This is a genomic window from Methylobacterium sp. Leaf469 (assembly GCF_001424745.1).
Lineage (GTDB): Bacteria > Pseudomonadota > Alphaproteobacteria > Rhizobiales > Beijerinckiaceae > Methylobacterium.
Genome location: NZ_LMRE01000044.1, coordinates 57,828 through 81,121, shown reverse-complemented (window position 1 = coordinate 81,121; position 23,294 = coordinate 57,828). Strand labels below are relative to the sequence as shown.

Sequence of the window (23,294 nt, the reverse complement as noted above, 5' to 3'; positions counted from 1 at the left end):
CGCGATTTCAGCTTTCCTTGAAGCCGTACTCGGGCACACCGTCCTCGTTGTCGTAATATTTGTAGGGCAGGAACTTACCCGAGAGATTCATCTTCACCCGGTCGCCCTTGTTGTTCGGCTCACGCTCCATGGTCATGTTGAAGTCGATGGCCGACATGATGCCGTCGCCGAAATCCTCCTGGATCAGCTCCTTCCAGGTGGTACCGTAAACCATCACCAGTTCGTAGAAGCGGTAGATCAGGGGGTCAGTGGGGGGCATCTGCGGAATCGAGCCGCGATACGGTGCCTCGTTGAGCATCCGCTCCTCGGCCTGGGTGAGGCCGAACAGGGCCGCCGCCTTCGCCGCCTGTGCCTTCGGCAGCTTCATCTGCCCCATGCACGCGGCAGTGATCAGGATCGGCGAAATGCCACCGATTTCGGCCTGAATATGCTTCCAGGTCCAGCCCTTCTCGCGCTTGATGTCGAGGAGCTTCTCGGTGAGGTCTTCACGCTTCATACTCGTCTCCAGATTGTCGCGGTCGCAGCGCCGCGAGGGGCGGCATCCATGCGCGGACCAACCTGTCATCAAGGGTCATGCCACCGCGCCCACGGCCCGAACGGGGTGGAACGGGTCACCGGACCGACCCCTGGACTCTCCGGTCAGGCGACGGCGCCTGCGACGGGTGCCCGTCTCAATGCACTTCCGTCGCGCGCTTGACCTTCTGCTCGCGCTTGTAGGCCGTGATCGCCGAAGCGCAGGCGGGCGTGAGCTTCTTGATGTTCTCCCGGAAGCAGGCCTCCACCTCAGGACCACCCGGCGCGTGGTCGCCGCAATGCTCGAGGTAATCCCCCGTACAGGACCGCTTGAGAACTTCGCGGATCGCCGAGGGATCCGCTTGCGCGACGGTCGGAACCAGAAGGGGACCGAGAACGAGAAGTGTCTTCGTGAGGCGAGCCATGGGCGGAAACATCCTATGCGAGCCGATGGCACCAATCCGCCGGCCGGCAACGATCGATGAGTGAAACGGGACTGGCGGCTTCAGGCCTGAAGTACCGGGGCGCGATAGAAGGTGCCGCCGGTCTCACCGGTGAGTTCGACGACCCAGTTCCGCGTCGCATTGCGGCTCGGCGGCGCCGTCCAGCGGCAGGCCCGGGCCAGCCGATCGGCCAGTTGCATCGCGTCGGCGAGGAGCGAGGTTTCGAGGGTCTGGGGGGCACGCCAAACCATCGCGTCGGCGGATCTGATTTGGAGACGATACACGGGACACACTCCTCGGAACGCCGAGAAGCACAGGCCTGCTCAGCGGTGGAGAAGCTTCTTCTAGGGATCGGTCGGGAACGCAGCAATCGTGTGGCGTTGCCTCAACGGTCCATTCTGATCGCGATACATCCCAAACATGCGGTCCGCCTTCGCGGAGACGGATGAGCGGACCTCGACGAACCAGCGCTTGAAGCTCGCTTTCGGCGAAGCATCCCGGGCAGGACCTGCACCAGCGACCACGATGCACAGGCGGAACTTGCCCGGCGTCATCCCGAACGCCTCCCGGAAACTGCGATTGGCGTGGCTCGCACTGGTGAAGCCGGTGGTCCAGGCGACCTCCCGGATGGAACGCACGTCGTCCCCACGGGACAGGGCCCGGCGCATCGGGTGGAGCCGGCGATGCCGCACCCGAGTCGCGACGCCGCCGAGGGGCTCGAACATGCGGTAGAGCACGCTGCGCGACACACCCGTCCGCAACGCGATCAACTCGGCGGTGAGATCGAGGCGAGCGGGGTTCGCTTCGATGGAGCCGGGCATTTGGCTGCGCTTTGCTGCATCAAAAAGCGGCATGCCGCTCACGTTTCCAGCACTGACTCCCAGTGTCGTGCCAAGCAGGGCGCCTAAGGTCGCGGTGGCGGTCGCCTCCGTCCGGTCTCCCGTGGTCGCACCAGTGCGCGCCAGAGATTGTAGAAGATCCCGAAACAGGGCGTTCCCGCTCGCTGGCAGCACCAAGCCGTGGAGATTGATGAACGGCGACACCATTCCGCGCACATCCTTGGCAGCTCCCCCGCGCCGCACGCGTCATGCGCAACACCGTCGCTCTGGAAGACGGCTTTCCCCTGATCCAGCCCGATGGCGTGTCGCGCCTCGACCCTGTCGATCCTCGCACCTCCGAACGCATCGACGTGTTCCGGGGGTCGCAATCGGCGCTGTTCGGCAACTATTCCACCGGCGGCGCCATCGCCCTGCGCACCCGGACGGGCCGCGAGATCGACGGCTACGAAGTCGGCACCGACCCCGGACAACCACTACGGGCTGGCGCGGCTCGGCTACGAGCAGGCCGGTGGCCCATTCAATGGGTTCGGAACGTTCGTCGAGGCCGTGGCCCAGGACGGGGCCTTCCGCGACAGCGCCGATCTGCTGACGACCCCCAGGCGACATGATCCTCAACGCCAGCGTGCCTTACGCCGTCGATCTGCCCGGCCCGTATGCCAAGCGAGTCATCCTCTATCTCGAAGCCCGCAACCTCCTCGACCGCACCTACGCGGCCTCGGCCCAGAACCTCGCCAACAGCGTCGATCCCCGAACCTGCCTGCAGAACGCGGCCGCGGTGCTCGCCGCCACGCCCGGCTCGCTCCTCGCCGGTGCCCCACGCAACATCGGCAGTGGGATGAAGCTGGCGTTCTGAACGCGGTCGTCAGGAGATCCCTCGGCATCGACGTGCCAGGTAGACCGACCGGTGAAATTCAGGGGCACGGTGGGGGCGCGCATCGTTGGATGGTTATCTGATCGAAACCACCGGCCGGTGAACGTCGCGTTCGGCCAATCAAGAGTTATCCACCGCTGGCGTCACCTGGGCGATGCATAAATGCATCGGCGACACCGAAAACCGAGCCGATGACGATGTAGGGAAACCTCCGCCTTGAGGCGGGCGAGAGCTTTTTTCCTGGGCGAATACGCTCGTTCCAGTCACGAAACCGCTGTACCGGTCCCGGGCATATCGAGCCGACTCGGTGCAGGCCGCCGCACCGGGATCCGCTCTGGTATCGCGCGGACGCACGTTGCGCCGGCAGAACCGGCGCCCCCGTCGCAGCCGCCATTCAGAGGCCGCGCATGGAGGAGGGCATAGGCCCGGACGAGGCATGATTTTGTATTTTGGATTTGGAATAGATCCAGAACATAGCGCTTGCAGCGCTCGGCAGCCATGGCCAATGAAAAGAGTGCGCCGATGCCTAAAGTAGAACTATTCCAATCCGGCGCAGGCGTTCATCGAGTTCCAGTGCGAGTCAGAAATCCCGTGGATAACGTTCCTGCGAAGTCTTGCGAGATGCGGATGCAACCGAGCGGTCAACGCTTGATTGTCTTGGTGTTGCTTTCGAGCGTCGCCATGAGCGGCCTGTCCGCCGGCGGGGCTTCTGCTCAGCCCGCTGCCCAGACCGTGACGCTCGATACCCTGTCCGTCGAGGGGGTTGGCCGCGGGCCGGCCGTCGCCGGAACCGATCCGGGGGGCGCCCTCGGAGCCGTGCCGGGTTACGTCGCCTCTCGCAGCGTGGTCGCCACGAAGACCGACACGCCGATCCTGGAGACGGCGCAATCGGTCTCGGTGATCGGGCGCAAGCAGATCGAGGACGCCAACGCGCTGACCATCAACCAAGCGCTGCGCTACACGCCCGGCGTCACCACGGAGCAACGCGGCGGGGCCGGCTCGACCCGCCTCGAGCAGTTCCTCATTCGCGGCTTCAACGCTCCGGTCTTCCTCGACGGCATGGCGCTGCTCGGTGGGCGCGATGCCAACGCCAGTGTCGATCCCTACCGCTTGGAGCGCATCGACGTCATCAAGGGCCCGGCTTCGGTGCTCTACGGCCAGTCGGGTCCGGGCGGCATCGTCAACCTCGTCTCGAAGGTGCCGCGCTTCGTGGAGCACGGCGAGATCTTCGTGCAGGGCGGGGGATTCAACGAAGTCCGCGGCGGCGTCGATGTCGGCGGCCCAATCCATTCCGACGTGCCCGGTCTCGCCGACCAGTTCGCCTATCGCATCGTCGGTTTCGGCTGGAACGGCGACGGCCCCGTGGACACGACACGCGTCGAGCGTGTGCTCATCAACCCGAGCGTGACGTGGCGCCCGTCCTCCGATACCTCTCTGACCATCATCGGCAACTACCAACGCGATCCGTTCTCGGGATTCTACGGCGGCTTCCCGGCGGTCGGCACGGTGTTCCCGCGCAACTTCGGCAGCGGCGTCATCGGTCGCCTGCCCGTCAACTTCTACGACGGCGACCGCAACATCGAGCGCTCCGACCGCACCCAGGCCTCCATCGAGTACCTGTTCGACCACCGCGTGAACGAGAACCTCCGGTTCCACTCCGCCGGCCGGTACCTGCGCACGCAGGGCGACTACCGCAGCGTCTACAGCGCCTTCAGCCCCCTCAACGGGCCCTTCGCGTCCGGCCCGCTGTTGCCGCGCGCGGTCATCGGCACACAGGTCGATGCCGAAGCCTACACCATGGACACCAACGCGGTGATGACCTTCGACACGGGCTTCCTCGCCCATACGGCCTTGGTGGGCGTCGACCACCGTACCTTCAGCACCCGGACCCTCGGGACGCCGTTCCCGACGGCGCCGAGCCTCAACGCCCTCGCGCCGGACTACGCGATGAACATCGCGTTTCCGGCCTTCAACACCGCATCGCGTGTCGATGCGCAGCAGACCGGCGTCTACTTCCAGGACCAAGCGAAGTTCGACCGTCTCGTCCTCACGTTGGGCGGACGCTACGATGTCGCGAGCCAGACCGGTCCGACCCGATCCTTCAACCTCGCGGCGAACACCAGCACGCTGACGCTCCAGGATGCGCCGGCCGACGCCTTCACCGGCCGGGCGAGCCTGCTCTACCTGTTCGATTCCGGCGTGGCCCCGTACGTCTCCTACAGTCAGGCCTTCGAGCCCATCGTCGCAGGTCGCGTCTTCGACACCGCCTTCGGCAGCGTCGGTCGTATCCCCGACCCGCAACTGAGCGACCAGTACGAGGCCGGCATCAAGTATCAGCCCCCCGGGACCGACATCCTGCTCACCGCGGCGGCCTTCGACATCCGCCAGTCGAACCGGACCACAGCCGACACGACCCTCGGCCGTCCCTCCGGCTTCGTCCTGCAGACCGGGCAGGTCGGCGTGCAGGGCTTCGAGTTCGAGGCACGGGCGAACCTCGCCGAAGGTCTCAGCCTCATCGGCGGCTTCTCGGTTCTCGACGCCGTCAACGTACGTGACGACGGAAGGACTCTGAACGACCTAACCCAGCAGAACGTGGCCCTCGAAGGCCGCCGTCCCGTGCTGGTGCCGGACAAGACCGCCTCGCTGCTGGCCACCTACCGCTTCCTCGACGGGCCGCTGCTCGGCCTCGAGATCGGCGGCGGCGTGCGCTACCTCGGACCGTCCTGGGGCGACGCCGCCAACACCTTCAAGGTGCCCGAGAGCGTGCTGGTGGATGCGACGGCCTCCTACGACCTGAAGTATCTCGATCCCTCGCTCCAGGGCTTCTCCATGCAGGTCAACGCCACCAACCTCCTCGACGAGCGCTACGTCAGTGGGTGTAACGGCTACACGAGCTGCTATTACGGCCTGCCGCGCACGGTCTACGCGACCCTGCGCTACCGCTGGTAAGGTTCAGGGAGCCGGACATGAAGAACGGCTTTCGCCAATCCATGGCCTGGCTGCACACCTGGGCCGGCCTCATCGTCGGCTGGGTGCTGCTGGCGGTCTTCGTGACCGGCACGGCGAGCTACTACCGGGCCGACATCTCGCGCTGGATGCGGCCCGAACTGCAGCATGTTTCGGCGGCCACCGATCCGGCCGCTTTGGCGAAGGCCGCCGAGATCGGCGTCGCCTACATGACCGAGCACGCGCCGAACGCCCGGACCTGGTTCATCGGCCTGCCCCGGGCCGAGAGCCCCGTCCTTGATCTGTTCTGGCGCACGAAGCCCGGCACGCCACCGGGCCATGCCGTCCTCGACCCGGTGACCGGTGCCCCGGCCCTCATGCGGGACACCAAGGGCGGCGATTTCCTCTACCGATTCCACTTCGAACTGCACATGCCGCCCCTCTGGGGCCGCTGGATCGTCGGCATCTGCGCGATGATCATGCTGGTGGCCATCGTGTCCGGCATCGTCACCCATCGGCGGATCTTCGCGGATTTCTTCACCCTGCGGCGGGACAAGTCGGCCCAGCGCGGCTGGCTCGACGCCCACAACGTCACCGGCGTGCTCGCCCTGCCGTTTCACCTCATGATCACCTACACGGGCATCGTCACCCTCGCGCTGATGTACATGCCGTGGGGCGTGACCACCGCGTATCGCGGCGACAATCAGGCCTTCTACGCCGAGAGCGGACAGATCACGGCGCAACGCCCAGCCGCCGGGCGCCCCGGACAGCTCGCACCCGTCGGACCGATGGTGACCCGGGCGACGGCACTCGTCTCCGAGCCCCTCGAACGCCTCTCCGTCATCAACCCGAAGGACGCCAACGCCACCGTGGTGGCGGTGTTCGAGGAGCCGCACGGCCTGTCGCACGCGCATCCGCAGGTCGCCTTCGACGGCACGACGGGGGCCGTCGTGGAGGTCCTGCAGGGTGGTCTCAAGCCAGCAGCCGAGACCTTCACCACCATGGTCGGCCTGCACGAGGCGCATTTCGCCGGCACGGCCCTGCGCATTCTATTCTTCGTCTGCGGCCTCATGGGCAGCGCCATGGTGGCGACGGGTCTGATCCTGTGGTCGGTGGCGCGCCTGCCGAAGCCCGGCACGCAGCCGTTCCTCGGCTTGCGTCTCGTCCAGGCCCTCAACATCGGCACCGTCGCGGGCCTGCCGGGGGGCATCGCCGCCTACTTCCTCGCCAACCGTCTCCTGCCCGTCGGGTTGGTCGGCCGGGCCGATTGGGAGGTCTACGCCTTCTTCGGCACCTGGGCGCTCGCCATCCTGCTTCCCCTCGCCCGGCCGCAGCGAAGGGCTTGGGTCGAGGCGATGGCGGTGCTGGCGATGCTCACCCTCGCGGTGCCGGTGATCGACGTCGCCACCATGCCCGCGCACCCTCTCCGCGCGGGGACGGGCGATGCCGCGCTCTTCCTGTGGTTCGACGGCGTTCTGCTGGCGCTCGCCGCCCTGTTCGCCCACTGCGCCCGCAAGGTCGGACGTTACCAGGGGCCACGTGCGAACCGGCGCACCGCCACCGTGCAGGCGCCCCGCTCGACGATCGCACCCGCCGGACACCAAGCCGCCGAGCGTCACGCTGCCATGACCTGATCCGCGTCAGGACCTGATCCGCGTTAGGCCGTGGTCAAGCTCGGTGCCCGCCGCGCCGTGGTCTCGCGCAAGGAGCGGTCGGCGTAGGTGCCCTTCAGGGCCGCACGGCCGCCATGGTCGAACAGGTCGAGCATCAGCGCGCTGTGAATGAAGGCGAGTTGGCTGAACGCCTGCGGGAAGTTCCCGAGGAACGTCCCGTCCTCCGCCACCTCCTCGGCGTAGAGCCCGACATCGTTCTGAAGGGCGCGCAGGGCCTCGAAGCGGGTCCGGGCCTCGCCGTCGCGCCCGAGCCAAAGCAGGGCGTCGACGAGCCAGAACGCGCAGATCACGAACGTGCCCTCATGCCCCGGCAGCCCGTCGTCGGTCTTGTAACGGTACACCAGATGATCGTGCCCGAGGCGGGCGATGATTTCGTCGACGGTGCGGGCGAACACCGCCTCGTCCACGGGAAAACCCACCATGGGGGCGATGAGGAGCGCGGCATCGACATCGTCGCTGCCGATGAACTGCGGATAGTAACCCGCCGCGTGAACCGCCTTTCCGTTGACGCAGGCGACGATCCGGTCGCGCTCACGACACCAGTCCGGCCGCTCGCCGAAAAGACGGATCGCCCGGTCGAGGGCGACCCAGTTCATGATCGCGGCATGGAGGTAGCGTTGCTCCGGCTTGCGCGGCTCCCACAGGCCGGCATCGGGCTCGTTCCAATGCGCGGCCGAGAAGTCGGCGAGTTTCGCGCCGTGCGCCCGCATCGACCCGCTCAGGGTGCCGCCGAGGCGCTCGTAGAGATAGATGAGATCGAGCACCTGACCGTAGGCGTCGCTCTGGTGCTGCTCGGCCGCCTCGTTGCCATGGCGCACGGGCGCACTGCCGCGCCAGCCCTCGAAATGCGTGATGGTGCGCTCGGTGAGATCCGCCTCGCCGGCGATGCTATAGAGCGGCGCGAGGGCGCCGGTGTTGCGGTCGGCCAGATCGGCCACGAAGCCGAAGAACGCCTCCGCCTCTCCGATCATGCCGAACTTCTTCAGGACGTAGAACGACAGGCACGCGTCGCGGATCCAGCAGAAGCGGTAATCCCAGTTGCGAATGCCGCCGATCTCTTCCGGCAGCGAGGTCGTGGCCGCCGCCACGATGGCGCCGGTGGGCTCGTAGGTCAGGGCCTTGAGGACCAGGGCGGAGCGGATGAGTTCATCGGCGAGCGGCCCACGATAGGCCGCGTCCTCCGTCCACAACGACCAGGCCCGACGTGTCTCCTGCAGCAGGTCGCGCAGCTTCGGCAGGGCAGCCGGGGTTGCATGGAGATAGAGCGCGAAGCCGACATCTTGGCCGCCCTCCACGGTGAAGCGGGCCACCGCGATGCCGTCCTCGACGGTGAACGCCGCATCGGACACGAGATGGGGGTGATCCGGGGCAGTCACCTGGCCGTCCGTAATCATCAGATCCGCGAAACTCTCCGCGAATCCGTCGAGGGGGCGGTAGAGCGCCACCATCGGGACGGCGCCGGACACACCGGTGACGAGGCGCACGAGGCGGGGGCGGTCCACGCCGGCCTGCCTCGGAACCATGAAGTCGTGCACGGTGACGAGGCCGCTCGGGGTGGTGAACGTCGTTTCCAGGATGTTGGTGCGGCTCACGTACTGCCGCGCCGTCTCGAATCGCTCCGCTGGCTGAAGGGTGAAGTATCCGCCGCGCGTCCGGTCGAGGAGCCGCGAAAAGGTCGGGTCCGCGTCGAAGCGTTCGAGGCAGGCCCAGTCGATACCGCCATCGCGGGCGACGAGGGCACAGCCCTCGCAGTTTCCGATGAGGGCATAGGCCTCGATGGGCTGGTAGGGCCGGTCGCCGAACGCTGTCATGGGGATCCTGTGCGGGGCACTGCTCGGCGGCCGCCCGCTCTGTGGAAATGTGGGATGCGGAACACCGGTTCAGTCAGGCGGTGAGACGGAACGCCGGTTCGAGCAGCCCGCGTGCACCGATGCCGACGAGGAGCGTCCGGCCGTGCTCCGGGTCTGCGGCACGCTCCGCCTCGTCCAGGCCCTCGTAGGCCGAGGTCACCAAAAGCTGGTCGAGGTCGCGCCCGGCGAAGGTCGGGCAGGTCGGCTGGCGCGGCGGCACCGGAACGGTGCGGATGCGGTCTCCCGCCGGGCTATAGGCGTCGAGGCAGGCAGCACCGAAGCGCGCCGTCCAGATCACCCCGTCCGCGTCCACCGCCGCCCCGTCGATGCCACCCGGGCCGTCGCCGTGGTGGTAATGGGTGTCCGGCTCCCCCACCGGAATACCGGTGGCGGGATCGACGGCGACGCGCCGAAGCACGCCCTCCATTGTATCGACGAAGTATCCGACCCGGCCATCGGGCGAGAACGCGATGCCGTTCGGGATCGTGATCCCGGAATACAACCGCGTCACCCGGGTGCCGGCGACGTGATAGATCGCGCCGCGCCCTCGCTCGGCGTCGCGTCCCATGGTGCCGATCCAGAGGGCACCGCTCGGGTGCACGCGGCCGTCATTGGCACGGGTGGACGGATCGTCGTCCTCAAGGGCGCAGTGACGCGTCAGACGGCCATCTAAGAGCGTGCGGACATAGAGACCGTCCTCACCCGCCAGGAGGTGGCGCGCTCCGTCGATGGCGGCGATGTGGCTGGCCATGAACGGCAGGTCGTGGACGCGTACGGGCCCGGCCCCCTCCCCGAGGGGCATTTCGAACAGGCGTCGGTCCAGGATATCGACCCACCAGGCCGTATCCGTTGCCGGGTCGTAGCTCGGCCCCTCGCCGAGATGGCACCGGGGGGCGTCGAGAACACGGATCGTCGGTTCGGTCGTCACCCGCATCTCCCGCTGTGATCGGCGGTCGATGACGCCCGCATGGGGGCAAAAGTTCCTTTCGGATCAACGCCAAAGGCCGATCGGTTGTGCTTATCCGCGCACGTTTGAGGCGCGCGGAAAATCCTTCCCCCCCGCGCATCGACCTATCCCCCCTGCAGAACCGGCGACCCCCTGTGTGGCCAGGCGGCACGCCTGACAGATCCAGCGGTTCGTGAAGTTCAACGGGCGGGCACCATGATTTCGTAAGGACTTCGTCAAGACTTGGACATTATTGCCGGTCACATGCACGGCCGGCCGCCGCAACGATCCACCGGATCGAACGGGCCGATATCGAACGCGCCCTTCCCCGTCGTTTTCCACACCCTGCATCGGGGCCGGCCCCGTGCCGGCTCGGCGGCCATCATAGGATCTGAACCGTGAGCTTCACCGTCCACGCGCGGATTTCGCTGCGCGCGCTCTCGTACCAGCACGGTTCGATCGTCAGTGCCCTCGAGCAGGGGCTGTCCCTCCTCACCGCCGGCATGTCGGATGTCCGCATCGTCGATGCGAGTGGGCGGAGCCACAACCCGACGGCTCTCTACGCTGCGCTGTTCGGCCCCCGCTCCGCCGCCGCCGTTGCGACCGTCGAGGCCGAACCGTTGGTCCTGCCCCTGGCCGCCTGAAACCGGGCGTTTCCGTCACGGTCGACGACGGGGCCGACCTCGTGGAAGGATGCGGGCGGTCCGGTCTCCGTCGCGCGCGACACCGGCCCGGGGAAGCGATTTCGGCCCGGAGGTCTCGTGACGGAGGACGTCCATCCCTACGATCTCGCCATCATCGGCGGTGGGGTGAATGGCTGCGGTATCGCGCGGGACGCAGCGGGGCGCGGCGCGCGCGTCGTACTCTTCGAGCAGGGCGATCTCGCGGGCGCCACCTCGTCGGCCTCGACGAAACTCGTCCACGGCGGCTTGCGCTACCTCGAACAGGGTGCTTTCCGGCTCGTCCGCGAGGCGCTGATCGAGCGCGAGATTCTGTGGGGCATGGCCCCGCACATCATTCGCCCCTTGCGGTTCGTCCTGCCGCAGACGGCAGAGCAGCGCCCGGCCTGGCTCCTGCGCCTCGGGCTCTTCCTGTACGACCATCTCGGCGGCCGCCGTGACCTGCCCCCGACCCGCGCCTTCGACCTCGCCCGCGATCCCGCCGGATCGCCCCTGCGGGCCGGACCGTCGCGGGCATTCGAGTATTCCGATTGCTGGGTCGACGATGCCCGGCTCGTCGTTCTGAATGCCCTGGATGCCGCCGAGCGCGGTGCCGCGATCCACACCCGCACGAAAGTGATGCGGGCGCGCCGGACGAACGGTCTCTGGGAGATCGAGACGGGGGCGGCCGGAGGAAACGCCGTCGTGCGTGCCCGGGTGCTCGTCAACGCCGCCGGCCCCTGGGTCGCGGACGTGCTGTCGGGGATCGTCGGCCGCACCACGCGGGCCGCCATCCGCCTCGTCCAGGGCAGCCATATCGTGGTACCGGCCCTGTTCACCCATGACCGCGCCTACCTGTTCCAGAACGGCGATGGGCGCATCGTCTTCGCGATACCCTACGAGGGGGATTTCACCCTCATCGGCACCACCGACCGCGACTATGCCGGCGACCCGGCCCAGGTCGCGGCGGGCCCCGAGGAGATCGCCTATCTCTGCGATGCGGCGAGCCGGTGGTTTCGCGCACCCGTACGACCGGAGCACGTGGTCCGGAGCTTCTCGGGGGTGCGCCCGCTCCACGACGATGGGGCCGGCGCGGCCCAGGCGGCCACGCGCGATTACAGACTCGACCTCGATGCACCGGATGGCGAAGCGCCGCTGCTGTCGGTGTTCGGCGGAAAGATCACCACCTATCGGCGCCTCGCCGAGCACGCCCTCGACCGGTTGAAGACTCACCTCCCCGCTGCCCTGGCGCCGCCCTGGACAGCTGGAAGCACGCTTCCGGGCGGTGATTTCTCACGCGACGGGATGCCGACCCTGGTCGCAAGGCTTCGGGGCGCGGCGCCCTGGCTCGCCCCGGGGCATGCAGCGCGGCTGGGAGGGGCCTATGGGACCCGCGCGAGGGAAATTCTCGGGACCGCCACCGCTCCAGCCGGCCTCGGCGAAGTCTTCGGCGCCGACCTGACGCGGGTCGAAGTCGACTACCTCGTGCGGGTCGAATGGGCGCGCACCGCCGAGGACATCCTCTGGCGACGCTCGAAGCTCGGATTGCGCGTCCGGCCGTCCGAGGTTGCCACCCTCGACGCCTATCTCCACCGTGTCGCCAGCGCGGCCTGACGCCGATCGGAGGCTCGCCCATGCCCACTTTCGTCCTCTCCATCGACCAGGGCACCACCTCGACGCGGGCGATGCTGTTCCGGCCCGATCTTTCGGTGGCCGGGATCGCACAGGCCGAGATCGCCCAATCCTATCCGGCCCCGGGCTGGGTCGAACACGATCCAGAGGGCATCTGGGCGAGCGTGCTCACCACCGTCCGGGCGGTGCTGGCCCGCGCCGGGGTGACGGCGGCGTCCGTCGCCGCCCTCGGAATCACCAACCAGCGCGAGACGACGCTGATCTGGGACCGCGCCACCGGTGCGCCGATCCATCCGGCCCTCGTGTGGCAGGACCGGCGCACGGCCGACGCTTGCGCGCGCCTGAAGGCCGAGGGGCACGAGCCCCTGGTCACCGCCCGCAGCGGCCTCATCCTCGACCCCTACTTTTCGGCCACCAAGATCGCCTGGCTCCTCGACACGGTGCCGGGCGCCCGCGCCGGCGCCGAGCGCGGCGAACTGGCCTTCGGTACGGTGGATTCCTGGTTGCTGTGGCGCCTCACCGGCGGCCTTCACGCCACCGACGCCACGAACGCCGCCCGAACCGCCCTGTTCGACATCCATCGCGGGACCTGGGACGACGATCTCTTGGGCCTGTTCGGCATTCCCCGCGCCCTGCTGCCGGAGGTGCGCGACTGCGCCGGGGATTTCGGCAGCACGCGGGCCGACCTGTTCGGCGCCGCGATCCCCATCCGGGGGGTCGCGGGGGATCAGCAGGCGGCAACCATCGGGCAAGCCTGCTTCACCCCCGGCATGGTCAAGGCCACCTACGGAACCGGGTGCTTCGCCCTTCTCAACACCGGCGCGGAGCCCCGCGCCTCCACCAACCGCCTCCTCACCACCATCGCCTATCAGTTCGCCGGTCGGCGCACCTACGCCCTCGAAGGCTCGATCTTCGTGGCCGGCGCCGCGATCCAGTGGCTGCGCGACGGGCTGGGAGTGATTCGTGACGCGGCCGAGAGCGGCCCCCTCGCCGCAAGGGCCGACCCGGCCTCCGAGATCTATCTCGTGCCGGCCTTCGTCGGCCTCGGCGCACCGCATTGGGAGCCAGACGTGCGCGGCGCCCTGTTCGGCCTCGTCCGCGACACGGGCCCGAAGGACCTCGCACGCGCCGCCCTCGAGAGCGTCTGCTACCAGACCCACGATCTCCTCGCGGCCATGCGGGCCGACTGGCCGCACGCGGAAACCGGAACAGTCCTGCGCGCCGATGGCGGAATGGCCGCCTCCGACTGGACCATGCAGCGCCTCGCGGACCTCCTCGGCCTACCCGTCGACCGGCCGGTGGTGCGCGAGACCACTGCGCTGGGGGCCGCCTACCTCGCCGGATGGCACGCCGGCCTGTATCCGGAACCCGACGACTTCGCCGGCCTCTGGCACCTGGACCGCCGCTTCACTCCCGCCATGCCGCACGCCGACCGTTCCGTGCGCCTCGATGGCTGGCATCGGGCCGTGCGGGCCCTGCGCGGCATGCGGGCGCCCCTGGAGGCGGTCGAAGGCCCCCTGCCCTGAAGGATCTCCGTCGAACGCCCCGACGCACGCCGACCGCGACGTCGTCGACAGATGGCTCACCGGAACTGGCGACGGGCCCCGTAGCTCCGTTCGCGCCCGGCACCCGGGCGATCGCCGTGATGCGCAACGCAATCCGCGACGGTCAGGCGGTGGCGCCGTAGACCTTGTCGGCGCGGGCTTCGAAAGCATCCGTGAACTTGCGAAAAGCCCGATCGAACATCGTGCCCATGAGGAGGCCGAGGGTCCGGCTCTTGAATTCATAGGTGATGAAGAAGTCGACGTTGCACCCACGCCCGTCCGCCTCCTTGAACAACCAGCGGTTCTCGAGGTGGCGGAACGGGCCGTCGATGTATTCGGCAATGATCTTCAGGTTCGCCGGATCGAGGGTCACCCGGGTTGTGAAGCGCTCGCGGATCGCCTTGTAGCCGACCCCCATCTCGGCCACGAGAATCTCGGTGCCGTTCTCACCCGACTGCCGACGCAGGACGCGTAAGGATTCGCACAGCGGCAGGAACTCGGGGTAGCGCTCCACATCGGCGACGAGGTCGTACATCGCGCGCGGGCTGTGCCGCACGAGGCGGTCGATACGAAAAGACGGCATGCGGGGCTTCTACAGCATCGGTCCGGAGGGTGGGAACCGGTTTTCCGGCCGATGCGTCAAGCGTGCACCGTCTCCGGCGCGAAGCGGGCAAGCCGCGCAGCCTTCAAACGAGCGAAGTCTTCGCCGGCATGATGGGAGGAGCGGGTCAGGGGTGTCGCCGAGACGAGGAGGAAGCCCTTGGCATAGGCCGTGGTCTCCAAGCCCTTGAACTCGTCGGGCGGCACGAAACGGACCACCTCATGATGCTTCTTCGTCGGCTGGAGGTACTGACCGATGGTGAGGAAGTCGACGTCGGCCGAGCGCAGATCGTCCATGAGTTGAACCACCTCGTTCCGCTCTTCGCCAAGACCGACCATGATGCCGGACTTGGTGAAGATCGTCGGGTCAAGCTCCTTCACCCGCTGCAGCAGGCGCACGGAATGGAAGTAGCGGGCTCCGGGGCGGACGGTGAGGTAATTGCCCGGCACCGTCTCCATGTTGTGGTTGAACACGTCGGGCCGCGCCGCGACCACGACCTCCAGGGCGCCGTCCTTGCGCAGAAAATCGGGTGTCAGGATCTCGATGGTGGTGGAGGGGCTCATCCGCCGGATCGCCCGGATCGTGCGGGCGAAATGCTCGGCGCCGCCATCGGTCAGGTCATCCCGGTCGACCGAGGTGACGACGACGTGGTGAAGCCCGAGCTTGGCCACGGAATCCGCGAGCTTCTCGGGCTCGTCGGCGTCGAGACCCTTCGGCAGGCCGGTGCGAACGTTGCAGAACGAACAAGCCCGCGTGCAGGTGTCGCCCATGATCATGAAGGTGGCGTGGCGCTTCTCCCAGCACTCGCCGATGTTGGGGCAGCCGGCTTCCTCGCACACGGTGACGAGGCCGTGCTCGTGGACGATGCGGCTCGTCTCGGCCCAGCCGGGGGAACCGGGGGCCCGGACGCGAATCCAGTCCGGCTTGCGCTGGATCGGCTTGTCGGGCCGGTGCGCCTTTTCCGGGTGCCGGGGGCGCTGATCGTTGCGCAGGAGATCGAGAACGACGGCCATCTCACACCAACAGGGTGCGCCCGCGACGGCGGGTGCCACAGACCAGACTTAAGGGGTCGCCGGGTCGATCGCAAACCGAGCCCGGGGGGTTCGCAAACGCCCGGGCCGATCTGTCAGTCGCGCTTGTCTGCACAATCCGTGCGCATATCGCCGGCGATCGGGGGAACCGACCACGGGCGAACCCGTTACAGACCGCGTTTCCGCGGCGATGAGCGCTGCGAGCTACCCCAGAAGGTTAACCCCATGGCCCTGAAGACCATTTTCGCCGCTGCCCTCGTGGCGGCGCTGCCGACGCTCGCCTCCGCCCAGGAGACGGTGAAGCCGGCCGTGCCCGTCGCGACCACCGGCGGCATGACCATGGCCGACAAGGCCAGCGTGAAGGTCACCTACGTGACCGCGCAGCCCGCCGACGTGATGTCGTCGAAGCTCATCGGCCTCAACGTCTACAACAACGCCAACGAGACCGTGGGTGAGATCGAGGATCTGGTGATCGTCGACGGCAAGACCGTGAGCGCCGTGATTCTCGGCGTCGGCGGCTTCCTCGGCATGGGCGAGCGCTACGTCTCGGTCAGCCCGTCGAGCATCACCCTGGCGAAGAAGGAAAACACCCTTCGCGCCCTCATCGACACCGACAAGGACACGCTCAAGTCCGCCCCGGCCTTCGAGTATTCGAAGAAGAAGTAAGTCTTTCGGCGCCTCAAGCGCCGTCGTTCAACCGTTCAAGGCCGTTCATGCTAGCGCATGGACGGCCTTTCGTTTTGCCGAATCAGGAGTGGATCACTTTGCCGTAAGCGTCGAGCACGCTCTCGTGCATCATTTCCGATAAGGTCGGGTGCGGGAAGACCGTGTGCATCAGATCTTCTTCCGTGGTCTCGAGATTCATCGCGACGACGTAGCCCTGGATGAGCTCGGTGACTTCGGCACCGACCATGTGGGCGCCGAGCAACTGGCCGGTCTTCGCGTCGAACACCGTCTTCACCAGACCGTCCGGCTCGCCCAGCGCAATGGCCTTGCCGTTGCCCGCGAACGGGAAGCGGCCGACCTTGACGGCGAATCCCAGCTCCTTCGCCTTGGCCTCCGTGAGGCCAACGGAGGCGATCTGTGGCTGGCAATAGGTACAGCCGGGGATCTTCGCCTTGTCCATGGCATGGGTCGGCAGGCCTTTGATGGTCTCGACGCAGAGCACGCCCTCGTGCTCTGCCTTGTGGGCGAGCATCGGCGGCCCGGCGACGTCGCCGATGGCGTAGAGGCCGGGCACGTTGGTCTGGCCCAAGCCATCCGTGACCACGATCCCACGATCGATACCGACGCCGAGTGCTTCCAGGCCGAGCCCCTCGATGTTGCCGACGACACCCACCGCCGAGATGAGCTTCTCGGCCGTGAGCTGCTGGCTCTTGCCGTCACCGGTCTCGATGGTGGCGGTGACCGCGTCAGCGGATTTCTCCACCTTCGTCACCTTGGCACCCGTGAGGATCTTGATGCCCTGTTTCTCGAAGCGCTTACGGGCGAGGCCAGCGATCTCGGCATCCTCGACGGGGAGGATCTGCGGCAGCAGTTCGATCACCGTGACCTCGGCGCCCATGGTGCGGTAGAACGAGGCGAACTCGATGCCGATGGCGCCCGAGCCCATGACGAGAAGCGACTTCGGCATCGCCTCCGGCACCATGGCCTCGTAGTAGGTCCAGATCTGGTGTCTGTCCGGCTCGATGCCCGGGATCGCACGGGGCCGCGCTCCGGTCGCGACGATGATGTGCTTGGCCGAATACGAACCGGCGGCGAGCGCCCCCTTCGGGGCTGGCGCGCGGGCGGTCTCCTTCACCGTCACCTTGCCGGGCGCGTTGCCCTTGGCCGCCGCCGCGATGGTGGCCTCGCCCCAGATCACGTCGACCTTGTTCTTCTTGAGCAGCATGCCGACGCCGCCGTTGAGGCGCGTCGAGACCGCGCGCGAGCGCTTGACGATGGCGGCCGTATCGAACCCGACCTTCTCCGCCGACAGGCCGTAATCGGAGGCGTGCTGCATGTAATGGTAGATCTCGGCCGAACGCAGCAGGGCCTTGGTCGGGATGCAGCCCCAGTTCAGGCAGATGCCGCCGAGGTGCTCGCGGTCGATCACCGCCGTCTTAAACCCGAGTTGCGCCGCCCGGATCGCCGCGACGTAGCCGCCGGGGCCCGCGCCGATGACGAGGATGTCGTAGGTGTCGGCCATTGTGCGCTCCTACGCCCCTCCCCTCTGCGGGAATGGGCCGGGGTTGATTCAGGTGAGGCGGACTTAGCTCAGACCAGCATGCCCATCGGGCTCTCGATCAGGCTCTTGAACGCCGAGATCAGCTCCGCCCCCAAGGCACCGTCGAGCACCCGGTGGTCGCAGGACAGTGTCGCGGTCATCACCTGCGCCACGGCCGGCTGGCCGTCCTTCACCACGATGCGCTTCTCGCCCGCACCGACAGCGAGGATCGAGGATTGCGGCGGGTTGATCACCGCCGTGAAGTGCTTGATGCCGAACATGCCGAGATTGGACACCGAGGTGACGCCGCCCTGGTACTCCTCGGGCTTGAGCTTCTTGGCCCGCGCGCGGCCCGCGAAATCCTTCATCTCGTTGGAGATGGTGGAGAGCGTCTTCTGGTCGGCCTTACGAATCACCGGCGTGAACAAACCGCCGTCGATGGCGACCGCCACGCCGACCTCGGCGTTGTCGAACCGCAGGATGCGGTCCTCGGCCCAGACGGCGTTGGCGGCCGGCACGCGCATGAGCGCGAGGCCCATGGCCTTGATGACGAAGTCGTTGACGGAGAGCTTGAACAGCGGCTTGGCGTCCTTGCCCTGGCCGGCGCTCCTGTTGAGCTGCTCGCGCAGGGTCATCAGGGCGTCGAGCTCGCAATCCACCGTGAGGTAGAAGTGCGGAGCCACCTGCGTCGCCTCGGTGAGGCGCTTGGCGATGGTCTTGCGCATGCCGTCCAGCGGCACTTCTTCGTAGGTGCCCTTGGCGTAGAAGCCGCGCACCTGATCGACGGACAGGCCGGCCGGGCTCGCGGCCTTGGCGGGCGCAGAGGCAGCCTTCGGAGCTTCGGCGGGGGCCGGCGCTTCCTTGGATGCCGTGCCCTTGGTCTGCGCGGGGCCGGCGGCCTTGGCGGCGCGGACATCGCGCTCGATCACGCGGCCGCGCGGGCCGGAGCCCGTCACGGCGGCGAGGTCGATGCCCTCCTGCTTGGCGATGCGGCGGGCGAGCGGCGAGGCGAAGACGCGGGCCCCCTCCCCCTGGGTGGCGGCGGGCTGAGCGCTGTCCGGTGCCTCGTTCACCCGCGCATAGGACATCTGGCCGCCGCCGGGCGTCGCGTTCTCGCCGACGGGGTCCTTCGATGCCTCGGCTTTCGGCGCCTCGGCCTTCGGTGCCCCGCCGGCCTGGACGCTCGACGGGTCCTCTCCCTCGCTCGCGATGATGGCGATGAGGTCGTTGACCGGCACGTCGGCCGTGCCCTCGGGCACCAGAATCTTGGCCAGAATCCCCTCGTCGATGGCCTCGACCTCCATGGTCGCCTTGTCGGTCTCGATCTCGGCGAGGACATCCCCGGATTTCACTGCGTCGCCCTCCTTCTTCAGCCATTTCGCGAGGTTGCCCTTCTCCATCGTCGGCGACAGGGCGGGCATCAGGACGTTGATCGGCATGGCATCAGGTCTCGAGCGAGGGGGGCGGCGGGGCGGCCGGATCGTCGAAGGGAAACAGGCTGTCGAGGGGGAACGGGACGGCGTCGAACGGCGGGAGGCCCACGGTCTCGCCGCGCTCGACCGTTCCGAGAAGAAGCCATTGCCGACCGGTGAGCGCGAAGGCTTCGAGCACCCCGTCGCCGGGATCGAGGAGCCAGAGATAGCCGACACCGGCCTCCGCGTAGATGCGGCGCTTGGGGCCGCGATCGAGGCGCGCGGTGGCGGGCGAAAGGATCTCGCAGACCCAGTCCGGCGGGGTCTCGATATAGGCGGTCTCCGGCTCGGCGGAGAGGCGTTCGCGGCGCCATCCTGCCAGATCCGGCACCACGACGTGGGACCCCAGGTGAAGCTCCGGCTCGACCATGAAGATCCAGCCGCCCGGCCCCCCACGTCCGCGACCGAAGGGGTGGCCGAGTTCGGCCGCCAAGCCCGCCGCCGCCATGGCATGCCGCGGGCGCGGCCTTGGATGCGTCTCAAGGGTGCCGTCGACGATCTCGGCCACGAGATGATCCGGCACGGCTTCGAGATCGGCGTAGGTGGCCCGGCGGAACGCGGCCTCGGCCATGCTGAATCCCCCCGCTAGTTCAGATCGCCGGGATCGAGACCCTCGGCCTCCCACCCGGCGCGGATACGCTCGAAGGCTTCCTCGTCCGACATCTCGGTCTCCAGGGCGTAGGTCCGCGCCGCCTGCCGGGCGAGATCGATGAGCAGGCGGCCCCAGGTCGCTGGATCGTCGAACGAGCGGCGCAGGGCCACGCTGACCGCGCCGTCCACGACGGCGGCACGCAGGACCTCGATGCCGCCATTCTCGATGGCATCCGGAGGGGCGGAGAGTTCCACGAAGGTCTTCGTCATGTCCTATCCGAACGAAAGCGTTGGCCCACCTCACCCCGGGGGACGCATCCAGCTACCCTAAGCAGGTTTCGCAAAAGTGGTCACCGGTTTTGCGTCGAAAACCTGCGACAGATCAAGGAGCTAAGCTGGGTGAAGCGTTGGCTTGCCAACGCGAACCTGCTTAGCGGTAGCAGACCGCTTTCACCGCCTCGATCACCTCGCCGACGTTGGGCAGGGCGAGTTTTTCGAGGTTGGCCGCGTACGGCATCGGCACGTCCTTGCCGGTGACGCGCAGGACCGGGGCGTCGAGGTAGTCGAAGGCATCGACCATGAGCCGCGCGACGATCTCGGCGCCGATTCCCGATTGCGGAAAACCTTCCTCCACGGTGACGCAGCGGCCGGTCTTCTTCACCGATTCCACCACCGTCTCGGTGTCCATGGGCCGCAGGGTGCGCAGGTCGATGACCTCCGCCTCGATGCCCTGTTCGGCGAGCGCCTGCGCCGCCTTGAGGGCGTAGGTCATGCCAATGGAGAACGACACGATGGTGACGTCCGTGCCGGGGCGGTGGATGCGCGCCTTGCCGATGGGCAGGACGAAATCGTCGAGCTTCGGCACCGGGAAGCTCTGGCCGTAGAGGATTTCGTTCTCGAGGAAGATGATCGGGTTCGGGTCGCGGATCGCCGCCTTGAGCAGGCCCTTGGCGTCGGACGCCGTGTAGGGTGCGATGACTTTGAGGCCGGGCACGTTGGAGTACCACGCAGAGTAATCGTGGCTGTGCTGGGCACCGACGCGGGCGGCAGCACCGTTGGGGCCGCGGAACACGATGGGACAGCCGAGCTGTCCGCCGGACATATAGAGGGTCTTGGCTGCCGAGTTGATGATGTGGTCGATGGCCTGCATGGCGAAGTTGAAGGTCATGAACTCGACGATGGGACGCAGACCCGTGAACGCAGCGCCGACGCCGATGCCGGCGAAGCCGTGCTCGGTGATCGGGGTATCGACGACCCGACGCGCGCCGAATTCCTGCAGCAGCCCTTGCGTGATCTTGTAGGCGCCCTGGTACTCGGCGACCTCCTCGCCCATGACGAAGACCGAATCGTCGCCGCGCATCTCTTCCGCCATGGCGTCGCGCAGGGCCTCGCGGACGGTCATGGTGACCATCTCGGTGCCCTCGGGGAACTCGGCCATCACCGGGGCGGGCGCCTTGTTGGTGATGGTGGCGGGGGCCGCCGGCGCCCTCTGAGCGTCGTCGCCGCTCTTCGCCGTCGCGGCGGGGGCATCCGCCTGCCCTTCCGCCTGCATCGTCGGCGTCGGTGCCGCCTGGGCCGGGGTGTTGGCGGCGGGCTTCGGCGCGGAAGCGGCCGAGACGTCTTCGCCCTCGGCGGTGATGATCGCGATGGGCGTGTTGACCTTCACGCCCTCGCTGCCCTCCGCGACGAGTATCTTGGCGAGCACGCCCTCGTCGATGGCCTCGACCTCCATGGTCGCCTTATCGGTCTCGATCTCGGCGAGCACGTCGCCGGATTTCACCGGATCGCCCTCCTTCTTCAGCCACTTCGCCAGCTTGCCCTCCTCCATGGTCGGAGACAGGGCGGGCATCAGGATGTCGGTCGCCATGAAAGACTCGTCGATCGAGAAGGAGGGGCGCGGTCCGGGGACTCGCGGGTCAGGCGCGCGCTTCCAGCAAAATATCCGTCCACAGCTCGGCGGGATCGGGCTCGGGATCGTGGGTGGCGAACTCGGCCGCGTCGTTGACCGTCTCGCGCACCTTCGCGTCGGTGGCCTTCAGATCCGCTTCGGGCACGCCGTGCGCCTCGATCAGGCGCTTGCGCACCATCTCGATGGGGTCGTGCTCGTCGCGCATCTTCGAAACCTCGTCCTTGGTCCGGTATTTCGCCGGATCGGACATGGAATGGCCGCGATAGCGGTAGGTCTGCATCTCCAGGATGTAGGGGCCCTCGCCCGAGCGGGCGTGCTCGATGGCCCGCGCGGCCGCCTCGCGGACGGTGCGCACATCCATCCCGTCGACCTGTTCGCCCGGAATGCCGAACGAGATGCCGCGCTTCGAGAAGTCCGTCTGCGCCGAGGCGCGGGCGACGGAGGTGCCCATGGCGTAGCGATTGTTCTCGATGACGTAGACCACGGGCAGCTTCCACAGCTGCGCCATGTTGAAGCTCTCGTAGACCTGCCCCTGGTTGGCCGCGCCATCACCCATGTAAGTCAGGCTGACCTGGCCGTTCTTCCTGTAGGCGTCCGCGAAGGCGAGGCCCGTGCCGAGGGACACCTGCGCGCCGACGATACCATGCCCGCCGAAGAACTGTTTTTCGCGACTGAACATGTGCATCGACCCGCCTTTTCCGCGGGAATAGCCTCCGCGACGGCCGGTGAGCTCCGCCATCACGCCCTTCGGGTCCATGCCGCAGGCGAGCATGTGACCGTGGTCGCGGTAGCCTGTGATGACCTGATCGCCGTCGATGGAGGCCATCTGCATGCCGATGACGACGGCCTCCTGGCCAATATAGAGGTGACAGAACCCGCCGATGAGGCCCATGCCGTAGAGCTGTCCCGCCTTCTCCTCGAAGCGACGGATGAGCAGCATCTCGTGATAGGCGTGGAGGTCTTCGTCGCGGGTGAATTGCGGCGTGTTCGGCGCCGGCGCGTGGCTGCCGGCCTCCGACGGCGTCGGATCGGATTTGGGCTGGCCCGCCTCGGTTGCGGAATCCATCGGCTCTCTCCCCGGGGACCGTCTGTTCTCCCGGAGGTTCTAGGACACGTGTTTTCGGAAAGCGAGATCGGCCGCCCGACAGATCGGAACGGTTGTCAGGTGCGCTCCATCGCCGCCTGGCGAAGCGGCGGCACCGGGCTACGGATTGATGACCACCACATCGTTGGCGTGGACCCGGCCGAGGACGACGCGTGCCCGCTCCTCGAGGAGGTCGCGGTCGATCTGCTCGCTGCGCAGCAGGGTGACGCGGTGCTCCCACTCGGCCCGGTCGGCCTTCACGGCGGCGAGTTCCTGATTGAGGCCGTAGGCCTGGATCTTCAGGGCGCGCTTCGCTTCGAGGCCGCGGTTGCCGCCCTCGGCCTGATGCACGAAATAGCCGACGACGAGCCCCGAGACGGCGTACAACGCCAAGGGCATCAGCACGGAACGGACGCGACGACGGATCACCATGGCGGAAGCATCGCGCCGCACGGTTAAGAAAGTCTTCTCGCCCGTCGCCCTC

General features: G+C 67.6%; 23 protein-coding genes. 8 read left to right on the top strand and 15 right to left on the bottom strand.

Features of this window, described 5'->3' with window-relative positions:
* Positions 1–7: 7 nt before the first annotated feature.
* The 4 genes from cynS to ASG60_RS19505 all read right to left on the bottom strand — a co-directional run bounded on the left by cynS (position 8) and on the right by ASG60_RS19505 (position 2,002).
* On the bottom strand, positions 8–496 hold the full coding sequence (gene cynS / locus ASG60_RS19520) for a cyanase (protein ID WP_056175899.1): 489 nt from the start codon (positions 494–496) through the stop codon (positions 8–10).
* A 175-nt stretch (positions 497–671) separates the two neighbouring features.
* Positions 672–938, bottom strand: a complete 267-nt coding sequence (locus ASG60_RS19515; protein WP_056175897.1) for a hypothetical protein — start codon at positions 936–938, stop codon at positions 672–674.
* 80 nt (positions 939–1,018) lie between these two features.
* Positions 1,019–1,207, bottom strand: coding sequence for a hypothetical protein (locus ASG60_RS19510; RefSeq protein ID WP_056387280.1), 189 nt, complete (start codon positions 1,205–1,207; stop codon positions 1,019–1,021).
* A 93-nt stretch (positions 1,208–1,300) separates the two neighbouring features.
* Positions 1,301–2,002, bottom strand: coding sequence for an AraC family transcriptional regulator (locus ASG60_RS19505; protein ID WP_082531843.1), 702 nt, complete (start codon positions 2,000–2,002; stop codon positions 1,301–1,303).
* Positions 2,003–2,043: 41 nt separating this feature from the next.
* Between ASG60_RS19505 and ASG60_RS23650 the strand changes: the two genes are divergently transcribed.
* From ASG60_RS23650 to ASG60_RS19490, 4 genes are all read left to right on the top strand, one after another.
* Positions 2,044–2,403, top strand: a complete 360-nt coding sequence (locus ASG60_RS23650; protein ID WP_244476723.1) for a TonB-dependent receptor plug domain-containing protein — start codon at positions 2,044–2,046, stop codon at positions 2,401–2,403.
* Positions 2,400–2,648, top strand: a complete 249-nt coding sequence (locus ASG60_RS19500) for a hypothetical protein (protein ID WP_056387276.1) — start codon at positions 2,400–2,402, stop codon at positions 2,646–2,648. The genes ASG60_RS23650 and ASG60_RS19500 overlap by 4 nt, the downstream gene beginning before the upstream one ends.
* A gap of 639 nt (positions 2,649–3,287) precedes the next feature.
* Positions 3,288–5,615, top strand: a complete 2,328-nt coding sequence (locus ASG60_RS19495) for a TonB-dependent siderophore receptor (protein ID WP_056387274.1) — start codon at positions 3,288–3,290, stop codon at positions 5,613–5,615.
* A 17-nt stretch (positions 5,616–5,632) separates the two neighbouring features.
* A complete protein-coding gene (locus ASG60_RS19490) occupies positions 5,633–7,246 on the top strand; it encodes a PepSY-associated TM helix domain-containing protein (RefSeq protein ID WP_056304365.1) in 1,614 nt (537 codons plus the stop codon).
* Positions 7,247–7,269: 23 nt separating this feature from the next.
* Here the strand turns inward: ASG60_RS19490 and ASG60_RS19485 are convergent, their stop codons facing one another.
* Together ASG60_RS19485 and ASG60_RS19480 are read right to left on the bottom strand one after the other, a co-directional pair.
* A complete protein-coding gene (locus ASG60_RS19485) occupies positions 7,270–9,096 on the bottom strand; it encodes a glycoside hydrolase family 15 protein (protein WP_056304366.1) in 1,827 nt (608 codons plus the stop codon).
* A 73-nt stretch (positions 9,097–9,169) separates the two neighbouring features.
* Positions 9,170–10,063, bottom strand: a complete 894-nt coding sequence (locus ASG60_RS19480) for an SMP-30/gluconolactonase/LRE family protein (RefSeq protein WP_244476722.1) — start codon at positions 10,061–10,063, stop codon at positions 9,170–9,172.
* Positions 10,064–10,479: 416 nt separating this feature from the next.
* Between ASG60_RS19480 and ASG60_RS19475 the strand changes: the two genes are divergently transcribed.
* From ASG60_RS19475 to glpK, 3 genes are all read left to right on the top strand, one after another.
* Positions 10,480–10,725, top strand: coding sequence for a hypothetical protein (locus tag ASG60_RS19475; RefSeq protein ID WP_056267709.1), 246 nt, complete (start codon positions 10,480–10,482; stop codon positions 10,723–10,725).
* Positions 10,726–10,842: 117 nt separating this feature from the next.
* The gene (locus ASG60_RS19470) at positions 10,843–12,354 is read left to right on the top strand and encodes a glycerol-3-phosphate dehydrogenase (protein ID WP_056387271.1); all 1,512 of its coding nucleotides are present in this window, start codon (positions 10,843–10,845) and stop codon (positions 12,352–12,354) included.
* Positions 12,355–12,374: 20 nt separating this feature from the next.
* Complete coding sequence (glpK, locus tag ASG60_RS19465) at positions 12,375–13,898, top strand: glycerol kinase GlpK (protein ID WP_056387268.1); 1,524 nt, start codon at positions 12,375–12,377, stop codon at positions 13,896–13,898.
* A 142-nt stretch (positions 13,899–14,040) separates the two neighbouring features.
* On the opposite strand, the gene ASG60_RS19460 is transcribed toward glpK, so the two are convergent.
* Together ASG60_RS19460 and lipA are read right to left on the bottom strand one after the other, a co-directional pair.
* Positions 14,041–14,499 carry a type II toxin-antitoxin system RatA family toxin gene (locus ASG60_RS19460; protein WP_056175869.1) on the bottom strand — a complete coding sequence of 153 codons (459 nt, stop codon included), beginning with the start codon at positions 14,497–14,499 and terminating at the stop codon, positions 14,041–14,043.
* A gap of 56 nt (positions 14,500–14,555) precedes the next feature.
* Positions 14,556–15,530 carry a lipoyl synthase gene (lipA, locus tag ASG60_RS19455; RefSeq protein ID WP_056387266.1) on the bottom strand — a complete coding sequence of 325 codons (975 nt, stop codon included), beginning with the start codon at positions 15,528–15,530 and terminating at the stop codon, positions 14,556–14,558.
* A gap of 243 nt (positions 15,531–15,773) precedes the next feature.
* Between lipA and ASG60_RS19450 the strand changes: the two genes are divergently transcribed.
* Positions 15,774–16,214 (top strand): PRC-barrel domain-containing protein, encoded by a 441-nt coding sequence (locus ASG60_RS19450; protein WP_056387264.1) that lies wholly within the window; start codon positions 15,774–15,776, stop codon positions 16,212–16,214.
* Positions 16,215–16,296: 82 nt separating this feature from the next.
* Here ASG60_RS19450 and lpdA read toward each other — a convergent pair whose 3' ends face one another.
* From lpdA to ASG60_RS19415, 7 genes are all read right to left on the bottom strand, one after another.
* Positions 16,297–17,736: a dihydrolipoyl dehydrogenase gene (gene lpdA, locus ASG60_RS19445; protein ID WP_056175860.1), complete on the bottom strand. Its 1,440-nt coding sequence runs from the start codon at positions 17,734–17,736 to the stop codon at positions 16,297–16,299.
* Positions 17,737–17,804: 68 nt separating this feature from the next.
* The gene (locus tag ASG60_RS19440) at positions 17,805–19,193 is read right to left on the bottom strand and encodes a pyruvate dehydrogenase complex dihydrolipoamide acetyltransferase (protein ID WP_056387262.1); all 1,389 of its coding nucleotides are present in this window, start codon (positions 19,191–19,193) and stop codon (positions 17,805–17,807) included.
* 4 nt (positions 19,194–19,197) lie between these two features.
* Positions 19,198–19,797, bottom strand: a complete 600-nt coding sequence (locus ASG60_RS19435) for a Uma2 family endonuclease (RefSeq protein WP_056175855.1) — start codon at positions 19,795–19,797, stop codon at positions 19,198–19,200.
* 14 nt (positions 19,798–19,811) lie between these two features.
* Entirely contained in the window at positions 19,812–20,087 is a 276-nt protein-coding gene (locus ASG60_RS19430) for a DUF5076 domain-containing protein (protein ID WP_056175852.1), read from the bottom strand.
* Positions 20,088–20,247: 160 nt separating this feature from the next.
* Complete coding sequence (locus ASG60_RS19425; protein WP_056387260.1) at positions 20,248–21,684, bottom strand: pyruvate dehydrogenase complex E1 component subunit beta; 1,437 nt, start codon at positions 21,682–21,684, stop codon at positions 20,248–20,250.
* 49 nt (positions 21,685–21,733) lie between these two features.
* Positions 21,734–22,792 (bottom strand): pyruvate dehydrogenase (acetyl-transferring) E1 component subunit alpha, encoded by a 1,059-nt coding sequence (gene pdhA / locus ASG60_RS19420; protein WP_056175846.1) that lies wholly within the window; start codon positions 22,790–22,792, stop codon positions 21,734–21,736.
* A 138-nt stretch (positions 22,793–22,930) separates the two neighbouring features.
* Positions 22,931–23,242 carry a septum formation initiator family protein gene (locus tag ASG60_RS19415; protein WP_056176197.1) on the bottom strand — a complete coding sequence of 104 codons (312 nt, stop codon included), beginning with the start codon at positions 23,240–23,242 and terminating at the stop codon, positions 22,931–22,933.
* Between the last annotated feature and the right edge of the window lie 52 nt (positions 23,243–23,294).

Excerpts from the sequence above, each read along its gene's own strand:
- ASG60_RS19490 (WP_056304365.1), top strand. The coding sequence starts at position 5,633 with ATGAAGAACGGCTTTCGCCAATCCATGGCCTGGCTGCACACCTGGGCC.
- lipA (WP_056387266.1), bottom strand. The coding sequence starts at position 15,530 with ATGGCCGTCGTTCTCGATCTCCTGCGCAACGATCAGCGCCCCCGGCAC.
- ASG60_RS19435 (WP_056175855.1), bottom strand. The coding sequence starts at position 19,797 with ATGGCCGAGGCCGCGTTCCGCCGGGCCACCTACGCCGATCTCGAAGCC.
- ASG60_RS19430 (WP_056175852.1), bottom strand. The coding sequence starts at position 20,087 with ATGACGAAGACCTTCGTGGAACTCTCCGCCCCTCCGGATGCCATCGAG.
- ASG60_RS19495 (WP_056387274.1), top strand. The coding sequence starts at position 3,288 with ATGCGGATGCAACCGAGCGGTCAACGCTTGATTGTCTTGGTGTTGCTT.
- lpdA (WP_056175860.1), bottom strand. The coding sequence starts at position 17,736 with ATGGCCGACACCTACGACATCCTCGTCATCGGCGCGGGCCCCGGCGGC.
- ASG60_RS23650 (WP_244476723.1), top strand. The coding sequence starts at position 2,044 with ATGCGCAACACCGTCGCTCTGGAAGACGGCTTTCCCCTGATCCAGCCC.
- ASG60_RS19505 (WP_082531843.1), bottom strand. The coding sequence starts at position 2,002 with ATGGTGTCGCCGTTCATCAATCTCCACGGCTTGGTGCTGCCAGCGAGC.
- ASG60_RS19450 (WP_056387264.1), top strand. The coding sequence starts at position 15,774 with ATGGCCCTGAAGACCATTTTCGCCGCTGCCCTCGTGGCGGCGCTGCCG.
- ASG60_RS19500 (WP_056387276.1), top strand. The coding sequence starts at position 2,400 with ATGATCCTCAACGCCAGCGTGCCTTACGCCGTCGATCTGCCCGGCCCG.
- ASG60_RS19425 (WP_056387260.1), bottom strand. The coding sequence starts at position 21,684 with ATGGCGACCGACATCCTGATGCCCGCCCTGTCTCCGACCATGGAGGAG.
- ASG60_RS19460 (WP_056175869.1), bottom strand. The coding sequence starts at position 14,499 with ATGCCGTCTTTTCGTATCGACCGCCTCGTGCGGCACAGCCCGCGCGCG.
- glpK (WP_056387268.1), top strand. The coding sequence starts at position 12,375 with ATGCCCACTTTCGTCCTCTCCATCGACCAGGGCACCACCTCGACGCGG.
- ASG60_RS19415 (WP_056176197.1), bottom strand. The coding sequence starts at position 23,242 with ATGGTGATCCGTCGTCGCGTCCGTTCCGTGCTGATGCCCTTGGCGTTG.
- ASG60_RS19515 (WP_056175897.1), bottom strand. The coding sequence starts at position 938 with ATGGCTCGCCTCACGAAGACACTTCTCGTTCTCGGTCCCCTTCTGGTT.
- ASG60_RS19510 (WP_056387280.1), bottom strand. The coding sequence starts at position 1,207 with ATGGTTTGGCGTGCCCCCCAGACCCTCGAAACCTCGCTCCTCGCCGAC.
- pdhA (WP_056175846.1), bottom strand. The coding sequence starts at position 22,792 with ATGGATTCCGCAACCGAGGCGGGCCAGCCCAAATCCGATCCGACGCCG.
- cynS (WP_056175899.1), bottom strand. The coding sequence starts at position 496 with ATGAAGCGTGAAGACCTCACCGAGAAGCTCCTCGACATCAAGCGCGAG.
- ASG60_RS19485 (WP_056304366.1), bottom strand. The coding sequence starts at position 9,096 with ATGACAGCGTTCGGCGACCGGCCCTACCAGCCCATCGAGGCCTATGCC.
- ASG60_RS19440 (WP_056387262.1), bottom strand. The coding sequence starts at position 19,193 with ATGCCGATCAACGTCCTGATGCCCGCCCTGTCGCCGACGATGGAGAAG.